Genomic DNA, 16,752 nt, shown 5'->3' with positions numbered 1-16,752 from the left:
GATACGCATGCGATTGCAAGGTAGACCCCCATGAAAACGTCGTTCACCCCACAAGAGATCAAAATCACTTTTTGCACTGTCACGAGTTCATTACTGCTGTGCTCATCCATGGAGGTGCAGGCCGCGTCTGCCGAGGACGAAACAACCCCTTTGTATAACCAGGAGTTACCTGGCCTCACCTTACCTGCCAGTGCCCCCCCCTATCCCGGCCGTTCACGCGTCAATCCAGACTTACAAAGCTCACGCCTGACAGTTGAAGATGCCTCGCCTTCAGCCTGGGACCACGTCTATGGAAAAACCTCACGACAGGCCCAAACCGACTCTCTGGCCCAAGGTTCTTCTATCCCCGGCTCCAGCGAATTCAAAGGCCCGGCGCTGCTGACCGTACAAAGCAATAGCGGCCATACCCAACGGGTCGGACTGATCGGCGGCACCACCCAATTCCAGGGCAATGACAATGGGCTGCTGACCAGTCGCGCCCTTGCCGACCCCGGCCATGACACGCTCAACCTTCAAGGCCAAAGTCTCGGCGCCTACTGGAGCCTGACCGGCCCGCAAGGCTGGCACGTTGACTTGTCGGCCAGCGGTGGCCGGGTCAACGGTTACAGCCGCAATGACCAAGGCGCGCGACAAGCCGCCGAAGGCAGCGCGGTGACGTTGTCGGTGGAAGGTGGTTTCCCGATTGGCCTGGGTAATAACTGGGTGATCGAACCCCAGGCACAATTGATCAATCAACGCATTACGCTGGATACGCCCAATGCCGGTTCTGGTAATGCGTCATCCAGCGACTTGACGTCCTGGAGTGGTCGTGTCGGTGCGCGCTTGAAAGGCAGTTACGATATTAACGGCCTGCCCGTCGAACCGTATGTGCGCACCAATGTGTGGCACACGGTGTACACCGGCAATACCGTGAGCCTGGATCAGGTCGACAAAATCAGCAGCAGTCGCAAATCCTCGACGGTGGATGTGGGTCTGGGTTTGGTGGCCAAAGTGACGCCTTTGGTCAGCCTGTATATCAGCGCCGATTACAGCAGCGATGTGGATGACAATGATTTGAACGGGTTGATTGGCAGCCTTGGGGTGCGGATGCGGTGGTGAAGCCTGGCCGATGATCGTTCCCACGCAGAGCGTGGGAACGATCAAGATCCTAACCCTCCGGACGCAAAATCAACACCGCCAACGGCGGCAGGTTCAACTCCAGTGAGAGGGCCTGGCCATGGCTCGGTTCTTCGTCGGTGAACACCCCGCCGCCGTTACCGTAGTTGGACCCGGCATAAGTGTCGGCATCGCTGTTGATCAACTCGACCCAGCGCCCGGCAAACGGCACGCCGACGCGGTAGGCCTGTCGCGGCACCGGGGTGAAGTTGGCCACCACCAACACCGGCCGCCCGTCCTTGCTCCAGCGCAGCCAGGCGTAAACGCTGTTGACCGCATCGTCGCCAATTAACCACTGGAAGCCTTGCGGGGCGTCGTCCTGATCGTGCAGCGCCGGCTCTTCGCGATACAACCGATTCAGGTCACCGACCAGTTTGCGCACCCCTTGGTGTTCCGGGTATTGCAGCAAATACCAGTCCAGTTGCTGATCGTGATTCCACTCTCGCCACTGGCCGAATTCGCAGCCCATGAACAACAGTTTCTTGCCGGGATGCGTCCACATGAAACTCAGATAAGCCCGCAGGTTGGCAAACTTCTGCCAACGGTCCCCCGGCATCTTGTCAATCAGCGAATGCTTGCCATGCACCACTTCATCGTGCGAAATCGGCAGGATGAAGCGCTCGGACCAGGCATACACCAGGCCGAAACTCAGCTCGTTGTGGTGATGGGCGCGGTACACCGGATCCTGCTGAATGTAATGCAGCGAGTCGTGCATCCAGCCCATGTTCCACTTATAGGCAAAACCCAGCCCACCCTGTTGCGTGCTCTGGCTGACACCCGGCCACGCCGTGGACTCTTCGGCAATCACCAGCGCGCCCGGCGTTTCCAGGGCCACTACATCATTGAGATGGCGGACGAAATCAATGGCTTCCAGATTCTCCCGACCGCCGTGACGGTTGGGCACCCATTCGCCGGCCTTGCGCGAGTAATCGCGATACAGCATCGACGCCACTGCGTCCACGCGCAGGCCATCGACGTGGAAATGCTTGAGCCAGTGCAGCGCCGACGCCAGCATGTAGCCATGCACCTCGGTGCGGCCCAGGTTGTAGATCAGCGTGTCCCAATCCTGGTGAAAACCTTCCTGCGGGTTGCCGTACTCATACAACGCGGTGCCGTCGAACTGCGCCAGGCCGTGGGTATCGGTGGGAAAATGCGCTGGCACCCAATCGAGGATCACGCCGATCTCGGCCTGGTGACAGGCATTGACGAACGCGGCGAAGTCATCCGGCGTGCCGTAACGGGCGCTCGGGGCGAATTGCGACAGCAGTTGATAACCCCAGGAGCCACCGAATGGATGCTCCATGATCGGCATCAGTTCGATGTGGGTGAAACCCAGCTCCTTCACATAAGGAATCAGCCGCTCGGCCAACTCGGGCCAGGTGTACTGACGGGCGACCTCGCCCAGGTCATCCAGCTCGCATTGCCAGGAACCGGCGTGCAACTCGTAGATCGACAACGGTGCGCTGGTTCGCTGACGCTCGCCCCGCGACTGCATCCAGGCGTGGTCCTGCCAGTCGATTTTCAGCGGTGAGGCGACTTTCGATGCCGTGTCCGGTGGCAAAGCGGTGGCAAGGGCCATCGGGTCGGCCTTGAGCGGCAGAATGCCGTGGGCACCGAGGATTTCGTATTTGTAGGCCTCCCCCGCTTGCAGGCGCGGAATGAACAACTCCCAGACCCCGGTAGGGTGGCGCAGACGCATCGGATGCCGGCGACCGTCCCAGACGTTGAAATCACCGACCACCGAAACCCTTCTGGCATTCGGCGCCCACACGGCGAAGCGCACGCCATCCACGCCATCGACCGTCTTCAGCTGCGCGCCGAGGCAACTGCTCAAGTCCCGGTGATTACCCTCGGCGAACAGGTACAAATCCATTTCGCCGAGTAACGGGCCAAAGCTGTAAGGGTCCTCGGCGAGTTGCTCGCCACCGGCCCAACGGGTTCGCAACAGATAGGGCCGGGCCCCCTCGAAGTGCCCGACGAACAGCCCCGGGGTTTGGGTGGTCTCAAGGCTGCCGAGTTCCTCCCCGGACTCTTTGTCCACCACCTGCACGCTCAAGGCGTCCGGTAGATAGGCTCGAATGAACTGCCCGCCGGCGCCATCGCCATGCGGGCCGAGAATTGCAAAGGGGTCTTGGTGCTCGGCGCGTACCAACGCATCGATATCCCGCGCCCTGGGTAGCAGCGCCTGTCCCACATGCCCCTGTTCCTTGTTCGAGATACTCATGACTACTCTCCACCAAGATCGGAAAAGGGTTTGAGCCCACTCAATAACCCGTACAGACCGTGCAACGGCACGGGCAGCCAGGTGGGGCGATTTTCAGCCTCATAGGCCACTTCATAAGCCGCCTTCTCCAGACTGAACAACGCCAGCGCGGCGTCTTCGCCTTCGGGATCTTGCCATGCATGAGCAAGACTAGCTGCCGCCAGCCGATAAGCGTCGACAAATGCTTGCCGCGCTTCCCTCAGATAACGATCGGCGACCCGTTGACGCGCGGCTTGGGCCTCGGCGGTGTTATCGACGTTATGCACGTTGATTGTCATCGCCGCGGCGTAATCGAAGGAGCGCAATACGCCGCTGACATCTTTATAAGGGCTGTGTTTACCGCGGCGCTCATGCAGCGGCCGCGCCGGCTCGCCCTCGAAATCGATCAGGTAGGCATCGCCCTTGATCACCAGCACCTGCCCCAGGTGCAAGTCACCATGGACGCGAATGCGCAGGCCACCAGCCGCTTTCTTACCCAACTCCTGAACATGACTGAGGATGGTTTTTTTGTTGTCCAGCAAGCGACTGACCAATGCCTGGTCCGCAGCGTTCAGTTCAGTTTGATGCTGCTTGAGTAACTTCAGGGCATGTTCCAGTTGCGCCGCCACATCCTTGGCCGAGACCAGGGCATCTTTCTGCGTGGTGATCTGTGGGGCGAAGTCCGGATTGGCGCTCGGGGCGGCCAACACCTGATGCATTTCCCCCAGACGCTGGCCGAGCATGCCAGCAAAATCCTTCAGCTCGCCAAGGGCGTTGTAGTGCTGCTCCTGCTCGGACACAGCATCGGCGAGTTCGTCGCGAAGCGCCCGTTCGAGGTTGTTCTGGGTCCACTCCCACGCGTCGCCCTGATTGCTCAAGTAGCCTTGGGCGATCATCAACAGCGTGTCCTCGCCTGCCGCATTGCGACGAATCACCGCGCCCAGCAGCGGCGAAATATTCTGGAAACCGGCATGGGTCAGGTACGCACTCATTTCCAGTTCCGGGTGCACCCCTGTCGCGACCTTGCGGATCAGTTTCAGCACCAGGCTGCTGCCGATCACTACCGAACTGTTGGATTGCTCGGCGGACAGGTAGCGCACCTCCGATTCGGCCGTCAGGCCAAGCCTGGTCAGTTCGTCGGTCGGTTCGAAGCGGATCTCGCCACCGTCGGATGACAATACCGTGCCGGCCTGCATGCCCTGCAACACGGCATGCACAAAGCTGTCGAGGCTGAAGGCATCGGTGATCAGGCCAACCTGACGCCCGCGCCGAACCCGGGCCAGTGCTAATTGCTGTGGCAACGCCGCGCCCACCTGCTCCTCGGAGATAAAACCGAATGGCAACTGATAACGGCTGGTCTGACCGCCGCTGGTGACGTCGATTTCGCCCAGAAGCACTGGGTGCAGCGGGTCGCCGAAACGCACGCCGTAAGCGAGGTTGACGTTGTCGATGACGCCGTCTTTGCCGGCGTACCAGCGGCGATTCTGCAACCAGCTCGGCAGAATGCCCTGCTCCAGGGTGTGGCGGGACGGTGCTTCAAGCAGCTCTTCCATGCGTTTCTTCAGCACCAGGGTGGTGAAGTCCGGCAGGCTTTGCGCCGGTTCCACGTGCCAGCTCGGCATTTGGTTTTCCGCCGCCAGCCCGAACCAATAGAAACCGTAAGGCGCCAGCGTCAGCAGGAAATTCAACTGGCCGATGGGCGGGAACGCATTGCCGCCAAGCATCTCCACCGGAACCATGCCGACGTAAGCCGACAGATCCAGTTCCGCCGCTTGTGCGCTGCGGGACACGTTGGCCACGCACAAAATAATCTCGTGCTTGCCGTCCGGACCGGTGAATTCGCGGGTATACGCCAGAATCCGTCGATTGCTCGGCGAGAGCATTTTCAATGTCCCGCGACCGAAGGCCTTGGACTGCTTACGCACCGCGAGCAGGCGCCGGTTCCAGTTCAATAACGAATGAGGGTCACCGGCCTGGGTTTCAACGTTGACCGACAGGTAGCCGTAGAGCGGGTCCATGATCGGCGGCAGCACGAGGCTGGCCGGGTCGGCGCGGGAAAAACCGCCGTTGCGGTCGATCGACCACTGCATCGGCGTGCGCACACCGTCGCGGTCGCCGAGGTAGATGTTGTCGCCCATGCCGATTTCATCGCCGTAATACAGGGTCGGCGTGCCGGGCATCGACAGCAGCAGGCTGTTAAGCAGTTCCACGCGGCGACGATCACGTTCCAACAACGGCGCCAGACGCCGGCGAATCCCCAGATTGATTCGCGCCCGACGGTCGGCGGCGTAGTAATTCCACAGGTAATCGCGCTCCCGGTCGGTGACCATTTCCAGGGTCAGCTCATCGTGGTTGCGCAGGAAAATCGCCCACTGGCAGTTGGCGGGAATTTCCGGGGTCTGCCGCAGGATGTCGGTGATCGGGAAGCGGTCTTCCTGGGCCAGCGCCATGTACATGCGCGGCATCAACGGGAAGTGAAAGGCCATGTGGCATTCGTCGCCGTTCTGGCCAGTGGCGTCGGTGTTGCCAAAGTACAGCTGAGTGTCTTCCGGCCACTGATTGGCCTCAGCCAGCAACATGCGGTCGGGATAATTGGCGTCGATCTCGGCACGGATCTGCTTGAGGACGTCGTGGGTCTCGGGCAGGTTTTCATTGTTGGTGCCGTCGCGCTCGATCAGGTACGGGATCGCGTCCAGCCGCAGACCGTCGATGCCCATGTCGAGCCAGTAACGCATCACCGACAGCACCGCTTTCATGACCTGCGGGTTGTCGAAATTCAGGTCCGGTTGGTGGGAATAGAAACGGTGCCAAAAGTACTGACCGGCCACCGGGTCCCAGGTCCAGTTGGACTTCTCGGTGTCGAGAAAGATGATGCGGGTGCCGTCGTATTTCTGATCGTTATCGGACCAGACATAGAAGTCGCGGGCCGCCGAACCGGGCTTGGCCTTGCGCGCGCGCTGGAACCACGCGTGCTGATCCGAGGTGTGGTTGATGACCAGTTCGGTAATGACCCGCAGCCCGCGTTTATGGGATTCGGCAATGAAGCGCTTGGCATCGGCCATGGTGCCGTAGTCAGGATGCACGCCACGGTATTCGGCGATGTCATAGCCATCGTCGCGTCGTGGCGAGGGGTAGAACGGCAACAGCCAGATGGTGTTGACGCCCAGATCGGCAATGTAATCGAGTTTGGCGATAAGGCCGGGAAAGTCGCCGATCCCGTCGTTGTTGGAGTCGAAAAAAGACTTAACGTGAACCTGGTAGATCACCGCATCCTTGTACCAGAGCGGGTCCTTGATAAAGGTGGCTGACCTGGGTTTCTTCGCCATTTGTAACTCCTGAAAAATTCTGGGAAAACATCAACTGCCTCAAGAAATGCGGTCAGTGTGGGAGCTGGCTTGCCTGCGATAGCAATCTGTCAGTGAGCATGTTCGGCGCTGACCCACCGCTATCGCAGGCAAGCCAGCTCCCACATTGATCTTCGCTAGGCTCAGGAACGAGTAATCCTCCAAATCCCGAACGGCAGATGCCACGGTTCGATCCGCATGAACTGGTACTTGCCGTGCCAGGTCCAGCGGTGGCCGTTCATCAAGTCTTCGCCTTGGGTACTGGCTTCATCGGGCAGGCCCATTTCCCACAGCGGCAATTCGAAGTTCGCCTCTTGGGCGTGATGCGGATCGAGGCTGACCGCCACCAGAATGAAATTGCTGCCGTCGACGCTGCGTTTGCCGAAGTACAGAATGTTGTCGTTCCACGCGTTGTAGACCTTCAGGCCCAGGTGCGTATGCAGCGCCGGGTTCTGCCGGCGAATGCGGTTGAGCTGGGCGATTTCGGCAATGATGTTGCCCGGCGCGTTGAAGTCCCGTGGGCGGATTTCGTACTTCTCGGAATTGAGGTATTCCTCCCGGCCCGGCACCGGTGCCGCTTCACACAGTTCAAAGCCCGAATACATGCCCCACAGCCCGGAACCCATGGTCGCCAGCGCGGCACGAATCAGAAAACCGGCGCGCCCGGATTCGTGCAGGAACGCCGGGTTGATGTCCGGCGTGTTGACGAAAAAATTCGGCCGGTAGCATTCACGCCACGGCGACTCGTTGAGTTCGGTGAGATAGGTTGCCAGCTCGCTCTTGGTATTGCGCCAGGTGAAATAGGTGTAGCTCTGGGAGTAACCGACTTTGCCCAGGCGCGCCATCATCGCCGGGGTGGTAAAGGCTTCGGCCAGGAAGATCACCTCGGGGTACAGCGCCCGCACATCGGCGATCATCCACTGCCAGAACGGCAATGGTTTGGTGTGAGGGTTATCGACGCGAAACAGCTTCACGCCCTCCTTGACCCAACCGACCACGATGTCACGCAACTCGATCCACAGGCTGGGAATGGCATCCACGGCATAGAAATCGACGTTGACGATGTCCTGGTATTTCTTCGGCGGGTTCTCGGCGTATTTGATCGTGCCGTCCGGCCGCCAGTTGAACCAGCCCGGGTGCTGTTTGAGCCACGGGTGATCCTGGGAACACTGAATCGCAAAGTCGAGAGCGATTTCCAGCCCATGCTCGGCAGCGGCCGCGACGAGCCGGCGAAAGTCCTCGCGAGTGCCCAGTTCCGAGTGAATCGCCTCATGCCCGCCCTCTTCACTGCCGATGGCGTAAGGGCTGCCCGGATCGTCGGGGCCGGCGATCAACGAGTTGTTCGGGCCTTTGCGGTAGCTGCGGCCAATCGGGTGGATCGGCGTGAAATACAGCACGTCGAAGCCCATGTCCTGGATCATCGGCAGCCGCGAATGCACGTCGTTGAAAGTGCCGTGGCGGGCCGGATCATCGGTGATCGAGCGCGGAAACAGTTCATACCAACTGGCGAACTGCGCCAGCGCTCGTTCTACGTCCACCGGGTATTCAGGACTCAGGCTCAGGAACGGACGATGGTCGGCCTGGGCCATCAGATCCGCGCTACGTTGGTGCAGAAACAAGGCAACCTGCTCGGTTTCGAGCAGACCGGACAACTCATGGTGCAACGCCGCCAGTTGTTCACTGAGCGGGCCCTCGGAACGTTCGGCTGCCTGCTGGACGTGAGAGCGCCCTTCCTGCAATTCCAGGCTGACCGGAACGCCGACGGCGTGTTTTTTCTCTAGCTCATAACAAAAGCTGGCGAACTGATCGATCCAGGCTTCGAGGCAGAACACATAACGCCCCTGCTTCTTGACACGAAACTGGCCCTGCCAGCCGTTATTGCCCAGCTCGGCCATCACCTCGCTCTGCCAGGTTTCGTCGCCGTCGGCACGCCAGCGGATGCGCACGGCCAGTTTGTCGTGACCGTCGGCAAATACTTTGCTGGTCACCACCACATCCTGATCAATCACGGCTTTAATGGCGAATTGGCCGCCATCGAGGATCGGCATAGTGTTTTCGATCACGATGCGCGGCAACAACAAGGCTTGCGACAGCGGTATATGAGGGTTGTAGCTCAACTCTGTGGGTTTTTCAGCGGTCATCGAGCATCTCTCCTTAACGCCCCAAGGACGCTCTTGTGCCTGGTCGTCGTTCACACGAAGCGGTCTGCCCCGACATGAACTCACTTAAGTTCCGAACAGCAGGCGCCGGTAAAAGTTCAGAGGGATTTGCCAAGTCTTTCGGGGAATCAAATTCCCTGTGTACGGGTCAACCAACTTAAGCACGACTCACGCCATCTGCCAGTGGAGACTATCGATGAGCATTCCAATCCCGGCCGAGACACCCGATCCGAACATCGATGAGCCGACGATTCCGCCAACACCGCCAACCGAACCCGGCCCCGTCCCCGAGCAGGAACCGCCAGGCACCAGCCCACCACCCCGGGAAGAGCCGCCTAGCTCCCAGCCGCCGGAAATCGTGAGTCCGTAAACTGCATGAAGACTCAAATTATGGGTGTCGATCCTTTTCAAACTGGCGCACGACGATAGGCATTACACCGAGAATCACCAATGCCAGCAACGTACTGAGCACGGCTGTCGCCTCGCGGCCCATTCCGGCCGAAACACCAATGGCCGCCGTCATCCACAAACCGGCGGCGGTGGTCAGGCCTTTGACATGGCCCTCATCGCCATCAGTGTTTTTCAGGATAGTCCCGGCGCCAAGAAAGCCGATGCCGGCGATCACGCCCTGCACCACTCGGCTCATGGCATCGGCCTGGGATCCTGACATCTGCGGCACCAGCACAAACAGCGCCGCGCCCAGCGCCACCAGCATATGGGTGCGAACCCCGGCGGCCTTACCTTTCTGCTCGCGTTCGAAACCGAGAAGGCCGCCCAGCAAAGCGGCGATCAGCAAGCGCACCGTAATGCGCGTCAGCTGCGAAGCATCGCCAATGTCGGCGAACTCCGCTTGCAGCGTCACCCAAACCTCGTGCCACCAGGCGTCCATGGCGCAATCCTTTTGATGATGTAATGACTCGATAAAGGATGGACCGCACCCACCATTAATCGGTTGCACAGAACGATGACCGGCGGATACGCCCTAACACTTCAGAATCCGCCGAAAAAAGGACGCCTCCATGACCGTGCGCATCGAAAACCAGACCTGTTTCTTCATCACCCAAAACGGCGAAGAAATCCGTTTTTGCTCCGACGTGACCGTCATCACCGACGGGGAAAAATCCATGTCGGCGGTCGACCTCGACGACCAGCGTATCTACATCACCGAAGCAGAAGCCGATGCATTGACCGTAGCAGGCGCAGTGGATGAACGCCGGCATTTGAAGGCCACGGACAGTGATTCGGTGATTTGACTGACCCGCATCAACACACGCCGCAAACACCTGGCATAGGCGTTTGCAGCCGGCCGTTGCGGGTGCATCAAGTTGTCGCAAGCGAGTGCCAGAAACTCATCTGATCCGCTTTTTATTGCTATAGCTGAGTCTGTTATGCAAACAGATCGCTGGTCATAGTGCTCAGGCCTGATGGAGGCTGATGAGCGAAAGACCATGAGCGATAGAATCCCCGTCCGAACCGTTGAAACGTTCGAGCCTTTGCGTCCAAAGATAAAGGCCAAATCCAGCGACAACCTGATCCACACTCGCAGCTTCACGGGTTTGTTCCGCACCCTGCGCATGAGTGGCGCGGGGGTTCTGTTTCTGCTGTTCTTCGGCACGGTGTGGCTGAACTGGGGTGGCCGCCAAGCGGTGCTCTGGGACCTTTCCGAAAGCAAATTCCACATCTTCGGCGCAACCTTCTGGCCACAGGATTTCATTCTGCTTTCGGCGCTGCTGATCATTGCCGCGTTCGGCCTGTTTGCGATCACCGTGTTCGCAGGCCGGGTCTGGTGCGGTTACACCTGCCCGCAGAGTTCCTGGACGTGGATCTTCATGTGGTGCGAGAAGCTCACCGAAGGCGAGCGCAACCAACGGATCAAGCTGCAAGCTGCACCCTGGGGCCTGAACAAACTGATCCGCCGCTCGGCCAAACACACCCTGTGGCTGGCGATCAGCCTGCTCACCGGCCTGACGTTTGTCGGCTACTTCACGCCGATCCGCCCCCTGGCTGAAGAACTGCTGACTTTGCAAATCGGCGGTGTCAGCCTGTTCTGGGTGCTGTTCTTCACCGGGGCCACTTACATCAATGCCGGTTGGCTGCGCGAAGCGGTGTGCATGCACATGTGCCCGTATGCGCGGTTCCAGAGCGTGATGTTCGACAAGGACACCCTGACCATTTCCTATGACGTGGCCCGCGGCGAAAACCGTGGCCCGCGCAAACGCGACGTCAAACCCACCGAGGTCGGGCTGGGGGATTGCATTGATTGCCAATTGTGCGTGCAGGTCTGCCCAACCGGCATCGATATTCGCGACGGTTTGCAGATGGAATGCATCGGTTGCGCCGCGTGCATCGACGCCTGTGATTCGATCATGGACAAAATGGGTTATGCCCGTGGGTTGATCAGCTACACCTCAGAGCATGAGTTGCAGGGTGGCAAGACCCACCTGCTGCGCCCGCGCTTGATCGGCTACAGCGCGGTGCTGCTGGTGATGATCGGCGCCCTCGCCCTGGCGCTGGTGGAACGGCCGATGGTGTCGCTGGACGTGAGCAAGGACCGTGGCCTGTTCCGCGAGAACAGTGAAGGCCAGATCGAAAACATCTACAGCCTGAAGGTCATCAACAAGACCCAGCAACGTCAGGATTATCAATTGACACTGGTCGATGGCGACGGCTTCCAGTTGCAAGGCAAGACCGAACTGAGCCTGGCCCCCGGTGAGATCGTCGACGTACCGGTGTCGGTGGCGATGACCACGGATCGTCCGAGCAGCAGCTCGCAGACCATCAGTTTCAAAATTGTCGACAGCGATGAGCCGGAGATCTACAGCGTGGCCAAGAGCCGCTTTGTTGCGCCGATGAACCGTTGAGCCTTTAAGATGCAAAGCCAAAGATCGCAGCCTTCGGCAGCTCCTACAGGTGTACGCCGATCCATTGTAGGAGCTGCCGAAGGCTGCGATCTTGGCGACCTGACTGCCACCCATTTTTTCAATGAATGACACCACCCGGGCACTCGATGAAACGCTACGAAAAATTCGCCGACGACATCGCTGAACTGATCCGCTCCGGCGTCCTCGGTCCCGGCCAGCGGGTGCCATCGGTGCGCTACGCCAGTCAGACCTACGGCGTCAGCCCGTCCACTGTGTTCCAGGCCTATTACCTGCTCGAACGCCGGGGCTTGATCCGCGCCCGGCCGCGTTCCGGCTACTTCGTCAATGCGCATGCACCGAGCCCGTTCTCGGAGCCGGTGATCAGTAGCCAGGTCAACGAGTCCACCAAAGTCGACGTCAGCGAACTGGTGTTCTCGGTGCTGGACTCGATCAAGGATCCGAACACTGTGCCCTTCGGTTCGGCGTTCCCCAGCCCCACGCTGTTCCCGCTGCAACGCCTGTCCCGCTCGCTGGCCAGTGCCGCCCGCGAGATGGACCCGCGCATGGTGGTCACCGACATGTCGCCGGGTAACCCGCAACTGCGTCGACAAATAGCCCTGCGCTACATGGTCGGCGGGCTGATGTTGCCCATGGAAGAGTTGCTGATCACCAACGGCGCCCTCGAAGCCCTGAACCTGTGCCTGCAAGCGGTCACCGAACCCGGCGATCTGGTGGCCATCGAAGCCCCGGCGTTCTACGCCAGCCTGCAAGTGCTGGAACGGCTGAAGCTCAAAGCAGTGGAAATTCCCGTCCACCCACGAGACGGCATCGACCTCGGCGTTCTCGCCCAGACCCTGGAACGGCATCCGATCAAGGCTTGCTGGTGCATGACCAGTTTCCAGAACCCCATGGGCGCGACCATGCCCGAAGCGAAGAAGCAGGAGCTGGTGGAGCTGTTGCGCAGCCATCAGGTACCGCTGATCGAAGACGACGTCTACGCCGAGCTCTATTACGGCCAACAGGCGCCAAAACCGGCCAAGGCTTTCGATACCGAAGGGTTGGTGATGCATTGCGGTTCGTTCGCCAAGAGCCTGGCCCCCGGTTACCGCATCGGCTGGGTCGCCGCTGGGCGGTATGCGCAGAAAATCGAACGCCTGAAGCTGATGACCTCGCTCTGCGCCTCGATGCCCGCCCAAGCCGCCATCGCCGATTACCTGCAACACGGCGGCTACGACCGGCACCTGCGCAAACTGCGTTACGCCCTGGAAGAACAGCAAAGCGCCATGCTCGCCGCCATCGCCCGCTACTTCCCGGCGCAGACGCGCGTCAGTCAGCCGGCAGGGGGCTACTTTTTGTGGCTGGAACTGCCGCCGCAGATGGATTCGTTAAAGTTGTTTCAGATGGCATTGGCGCAAGGGATCAGCATTGCGCCGGGGCCGATCTTTTCACCGACCCAGCGGTTCAGGAATTGTATTCGGCTGAATTATGGGAGCCCTTGGACTGAAGATTCTGAGAAGGCGATGGAGACGTTGGGGCGGATTGTGCGGTCGTTCTGAGGATTTGATGTCGTTTGGGGCATCGCCATCGCGGGCAAGCCCGCTCCCACAAGGTGCAATGTTGAGAACACGATTGTGTTTACACCGCAGCACACTGTGGGAGCGGGCTTGCCCGCGAAGGGGCCGGCCGGAACAACGAAAATCTCGAAAGTTAACGCCCACCACCAAGATCAACAAACGTCCCCGTCGCATAAGAAGCCTTATCCGACAACAACCACACAATCGCCTCCGCCACTTCATCCGGCCGCCCACCCCGAGCCATCGGGATCGCCGACTCCAGCTTGCTGACCCGATCCGGATCGCCGCTCAATGCATGGAAATCGGTGTAGATGTAACCCGGTCGCACGGCGTTGACCCGAATCCCCTCGCCCGCCACTTCCTTCGACAGGCCGATGGTGAAGGTGTCCAGCGCGCCTTTGGACGCTGCGTAGTCGACATATTCGCTGGGAGCGCCCAAGCGGGCTGCGACCGACGACACGTTGACGATGCTGCCACCCTGCCCGCCATGTTTGGGTGACATGCGCAGGATCGCGTGTTTGGCGCAGAGGATCGGCGCCAGGACGTTGGTCTTGAGGATTTTCAGAATACGGAATTCGGACATTTCGTCGATCCGCGACTTTTGCCCGACAGTGCCGGCGTTGTTCACCAGCGCCGTGACCCGACCCAGTTCGGTGTCTACGCGGTGGAACAGACCGATCACTTCGTCTTCGATGCTGACATCGGCACGCACGGCAATGGCCTGGGCGCCGAGTGCGCGGACTTGTTCCAGCACACTGTGCGCCGCCTGTTCGTCGGATTGATAGTTGATACAGATCCGATAGCCCTGCTCTGCGGCCAACAGGGCCGTGGCGGCGCCAATTCCGCGGCTGCCGCCGGTGATGACGATGACTTTGTCCATGCTGGCATTTCCCCCGTTACAAGCGTAAGCAGTCGGGGCCAAGAATAACCGCCATTGCGCGGTTTTGCATGAACCTGCGTCAACTCTAATGACACAAACCTGTGGCGAGGGGGCTTGCCCCCGTTGGGCAGCGAAGCGGCCCCCCTTCGATTTTCCATTATCACCGAGTTGCCTGAATTTACGACTGCTTCGCAGCCGAACGGGGGCAAGCCCCCTCGCCACAGGAGTCCATCAGCCGGTAGCCAATTGCTCCCCACGATGAATATCGGCCATGAAGCGATCAGCAGGCAGCGGGTGCCCCAGCAGGTAACCCTGCAACGAGTCGCAGCCCAATTGGGTCAGAAAGTCTTGCTGGACATCGGTTTCCACTCCTTCGGCGACGATCCGCAAGCCAAGCGCCTGGCCGAGGGCAACGATAGCCGACACGATGGCCGCGTCGTCGCTGTCGTGTTCCAGATCGCGGACGAAACCCCGATCAATCTTCAATTCATTGGCCGGCAGGCGCTTGAGGTACATCAAGCTCGAATAGCCGGTACCAAAGTCATCGATGGACAGGTCGACGCCCATTTCCGAGAGTTCCTGCAACACCGTCATGCTCGCATCGGCGTCGCTCATGGCGGTGGTTTCGGTGATTTCCAGGGTCAGGCTGTTGGCCGGCAAATGATGAGTGGCCAAGGCCTTGGCGACGCTCTGGACCAACCCGGCGTGGCAGAACTGCAAGGCTGAGAGGTTCACCGCGATGCGCCAGTCGGTGTAACCGAGCAGATACCACTCGCGCATCTGACGGCAGGCTTCGTTGAGCACCCACTCGCCGATTGGAATGATCAGCCCGGTCTTTTCCGCAAGATCGATGAAGCTGTCCGGCTGCAGCATGCCTTGAGTCGGGTGCATCCAGCGCAGCAACGCCTCGGCGCCCACCGCTCGGCCATTGCCGGCGTCGAACTTGGGTTGGTAATAGAGACTGAACTGCTGCTGATCGACGGCATTGCGCAGGTCTTGCAGCAATTGCAGCTGTTTGCGCGCGTTGCTGTTCATCGAGGCGTCGAAGAAGCGGTGGCCGTTTTTCCCGGCGCCCTTGGCGTGGTACATCGCGGCATCGGCGTTCATCAGCAACTCCTCGGCGGTGTGACCGTTGCCCGGATAGAGCGAGATACCGACGCTGGCGGAAATCTGCAAGTCATGTTCCGCGACCCGGAACGAGCGCCCGATCAGCCCCACCTGTCGCGCCGCCAGGTTCAGCGCGTCATTCGGCTCGGTGAGTTGCACCAGCAGCACAAACTCATCGCCGCCGATCCGCGCCAGCGTGTCCTGACTGCGCAAATCCTCGCGCAGGCGCAGGCCGACTTCACGCAGCAACTGATCGCCCATGTGGTGTCCAAAAGCATCGTTGACCGGTTTGAAGCCGTCCAGATCAATGAACATCAACGCAAAACAGCCGCCCTGCTCCTGCACCCTCGACATCGCCTGATCGATACGATCGGCCAACAGCACTCGGTTCGGCAGCCCGGTCAGGGTGTCGTGCAGGGCCAGTTGGGTGAGTTCGCGATTGGCCTCGGTCAGTGATTGGGCGAGCTCCGCGGTGCGAGCCTCTAGCCGCGCATCGAGGATCGAGGTCAGCAAGGCAATGCTCAACACCGCCAAGGTGGTGATCAGAACAAGATTATCCAGGCCCTTGCCGTTCAGGCCATCGACCGCCGCGCCACAGAAACTGCCGTCGACAAAACGCGCCGCGGCCATGCCGGTGTAGTGCATGCCGACGATGGCGATGCCCATGATCACCGCTGCACCGCCGCGAATCAGGCGAACATATGGCGCGTGCTGGCGCAGGCGGAACGCGATCCATAACGCCGCGCCCGACGCGCCAACGGCAATCAGCAGCGACGCGCTAAACAATGCGGGGTCGTAATCGATGCCCGGCTGCATGCGCATGGCGGCCATGCCGGTGTAATGCATCGCGCTGATGCCTGCGCCCATGATCAGCGCACCGAACACCAGTTGCCAGGCCGGCAATTGTGGCTGGCTGACCAGCCACAGGGCAAAGCCGCAAGACAGGACCGCGATCAAGAGGGACAGCGCCGTGAGAGTAACGTCGTAGCCCAGATCGATCGGCAATGTGAAGGCGAGCATGCCGATGAAATGCATCGACCACACGCCAATCCCCATCGCAAAAGCGCCGCCCGCCGTCCACAGATGCACCGCCCGACCCTTGGCCGTGGCGATGCGACCGGTGAGGTCGAGCGCGGTATAAGAGGCAAGTATCGCCACACAGAGCGATATGAAAACCAGGGTAAAGGAATAGCTACCGATGAGCATGGGACTTCTCGCGACCGCCCCCGCATCCATTCTCGGCGAGCAAAGTCGGCGATTGTACTGATTCCGCGGATGAACGCACTCACAAAGTCATCAAAAGGCCATCAAGGTGATGAAACGTTTGTGCAATCGCTGCACTGTGGCGAGGGGGCTGGCCCTAATGCCGGTAAGTCAAGGCGCATAACTTGTGGGAGCGTGGCTTGCCCGCGAAGAACGATGACGCGTAC

At 60.1% G+C, this 16,752-nt stretch carries 11 protein-coding genes; 5 read left to right on the top strand and 6 right to left on the bottom strand.

The window, feature by feature from the left end; genetic code table 11:
* Positions 1 to 30: 30 nt before the first annotated feature.
* Positions 31 to 1,098, top strand: coding sequence for an autotransporter outer membrane beta-barrel domain-containing protein (locus JFU11_RS08255; protein ID WP_123722946.1), 1,068 nt, complete (start codon positions 31 to 33; stop codon positions 1,096 to 1,098).
* Positions 1,099 to 1,147: 49 nt separating this feature from the next.
* Here the strand turns inward: JFU11_RS08255 and glgB are convergent, their stop codons facing one another.
* The 3 genes from glgB to JFU11_RS08240 all read right to left on the bottom strand — a co-directional run bounded on the left by glgB (position 1,148) and on the right by JFU11_RS08240 (position 8,882).
* A complete protein-coding gene (glgB, locus tag JFU11_RS08250; protein WP_201087362.1) occupies positions 1,148 to 3,379 on the bottom strand; it encodes a 1,4-alpha-glucan branching protein GlgB in 2,232 nt (743 codons plus the stop codon).
* 2 nt (positions 3,380 to 3,381) lie between these two features.
* Positions 3,382 to 6,723, bottom strand: a complete 3,342-nt coding sequence (gene treS, locus JFU11_RS08245; protein ID WP_201060335.1) for a maltose alpha-D-glucosyltransferase — start codon at positions 6,721 to 6,723, stop codon at positions 3,382 to 3,384.
* Between the two features lie 161 nt (positions 6,724 to 6,884).
* The gene (locus tag JFU11_RS08240; RefSeq protein WP_201060334.1) at positions 6,885 to 8,882 is read right to left on the bottom strand and encodes an alpha-1,4-glucan--maltose-1-phosphate maltosyltransferase; all 1,998 of its coding nucleotides are present in this window, start codon (positions 8,880 to 8,882) and stop codon (positions 6,885 to 6,887) included.
* Positions 8,883 to 9,096: 214 nt separating this feature from the next.
* On the opposite strand from JFU11_RS08240, the gene JFU11_RS08235 reads away from it, so the two are divergent.
* A complete protein-coding gene (locus JFU11_RS08235; protein ID WP_201060485.1) occupies positions 9,097 to 9,270 on the top strand; it encodes a hypothetical protein in 174 nt (57 codons plus the stop codon).
* Between the two features lie 18 nt (positions 9,271 to 9,288).
* Here the strand turns inward: JFU11_RS08235 and JFU11_RS08230 are convergent, their stop codons facing one another.
* Positions 9,289 to 9,789: an MgtC/SapB family protein gene (locus tag JFU11_RS08230; RefSeq protein ID WP_201060333.1), complete on the bottom strand. Its 501-nt coding sequence runs from the start codon at positions 9,787 to 9,789 to the stop codon at positions 9,289 to 9,291.
* Between the two features lie 130 nt (positions 9,790 to 9,919).
* Here JFU11_RS08230 and JFU11_RS08225 point away from each other — a divergent pair, with 130 nt between their 5' ends.
* The 3 genes from JFU11_RS08225 (at position 9,920) to mapR (ending at position 13,317) form a co-directional block, all read left to right on the top strand.
* Positions 9,920 to 10,153, top strand: a complete 234-nt coding sequence (locus tag JFU11_RS08225; protein WP_201060332.1) for a DUF3203 family protein — start codon at positions 9,920 to 9,922, stop codon at positions 10,151 to 10,153.
* 195 nt (positions 10,154 to 10,348) lie between these two features.
* Positions 10,349 to 11,761: a cytochrome c oxidase accessory protein CcoG gene (gene ccoG, locus JFU11_RS08220; RefSeq protein WP_201060331.1), complete on the top strand. Its 1,413-nt coding sequence runs from the start codon at positions 10,349 to 10,351 to the stop codon at positions 11,759 to 11,761.
* A 146-nt stretch (positions 11,762 to 11,907) separates the two neighbouring features.
* Positions 11,908 to 13,317: a GntR family transcriptional regulator MpaR gene (gene mapR, locus JFU11_RS08215; RefSeq protein WP_201060330.1), complete on the top strand. Its 1,410-nt coding sequence runs from the start codon at positions 11,908 to 11,910 to the stop codon at positions 13,315 to 13,317.
* A 151-nt stretch (positions 13,318 to 13,468) separates the two neighbouring features.
* Here mapR and JFU11_RS08210 read toward each other — a convergent pair whose 3' ends face one another.
* Together JFU11_RS08210 and JFU11_RS08205 are read right to left on the bottom strand one after the other, a co-directional pair.
* Positions 13,469 to 14,215: an SDR family oxidoreductase gene (locus JFU11_RS08210; RefSeq protein WP_008069154.1), complete on the bottom strand. Its 747-nt coding sequence runs from the start codon at positions 14,213 to 14,215 to the stop codon at positions 13,469 to 13,471.
* Between the two features lie 231 nt (positions 14,216 to 14,446).
* Entirely contained in the window at positions 14,447 to 16,528 is a 2,082-nt protein-coding gene (locus JFU11_RS08205) for an EAL domain-containing protein (RefSeq protein ID WP_123722955.1), read from the bottom strand.
* Positions 16,529 to 16,752: the final 224 nt, after the last annotated feature.

This window comes from Pseudomonas sp. TH37 (assembly GCF_016650735.1).
Classification (GTDB): domain Bacteria; phylum Pseudomonadota; class Gammaproteobacteria; order Pseudomonadales; family Pseudomonadaceae; genus Aquipseudomonas; species Aquipseudomonas farris.
This window is presented reverse-complemented; position numbering and strand designations above follow the sequence as displayed.

Excerpts from the sequence above, each read along its gene's own strand:
- JFU11_RS08205 (WP_123722955.1), bottom strand. The coding sequence starts at position 16,528 with ATGCTCATCGGTAGCTATTCCTTTACCCTGGTTTTCATATCGCTCTGT.
- JFU11_RS08230 (WP_201060333.1), bottom strand. The coding sequence starts at position 9,789 with ATGGACGCCTGGTGGCACGAGGTTTGGGTGACGCTGCAAGCGGAGTTC.
- JFU11_RS08240 (WP_201060334.1), bottom strand. The coding sequence starts at position 8,882 with ATGACCGCTGAAAAACCCACAGAGTTGAGCTACAACCCTCATATACCG.
- JFU11_RS08255 (WP_123722946.1), top strand. The coding sequence starts at position 31 with ATGAAAACGTCGTTCACCCCACAAGAGATCAAAATCACTTTTTGCACT.
- JFU11_RS08225 (WP_201060332.1), top strand. The coding sequence starts at position 9,920 with ATGACCGTGCGCATCGAAAACCAGACCTGTTTCTTCATCACCCAAAAC.
- JFU11_RS08235 (WP_201060485.1), top strand. The coding sequence starts at position 9,097 with ATGAGCATTCCAATCCCGGCCGAGACACCCGATCCGAACATCGATGAG.
- mapR (WP_201060330.1), top strand. The coding sequence starts at position 11,908 with ATGAAACGCTACGAAAAATTCGCCGACGACATCGCTGAACTGATCCGC.
- glgB (WP_201087362.1), bottom strand. The coding sequence starts at position 3,379 with ATGAGTATCTCGAACAAGGAACAGGGGCATGTGGGACAGGCGCTGCTA.
- ccoG (WP_201060331.1), top strand. The coding sequence starts at position 10,349 with ATGAGCGATAGAATCCCCGTCCGAACCGTTGAAACGTTCGAGCCTTTG.
- treS (WP_201060335.1), bottom strand. The coding sequence starts at position 6,723 with ATGGCGAAGAAACCCAGGTCAGCCACCTTTATCAAGGACCCGCTCTGG.
- JFU11_RS08210 (WP_008069154.1), bottom strand. The coding sequence starts at position 14,215 with ATGGACAAAGTCATCGTCATCACCGGCGGCAGCCGCGGAATTGGCGCC.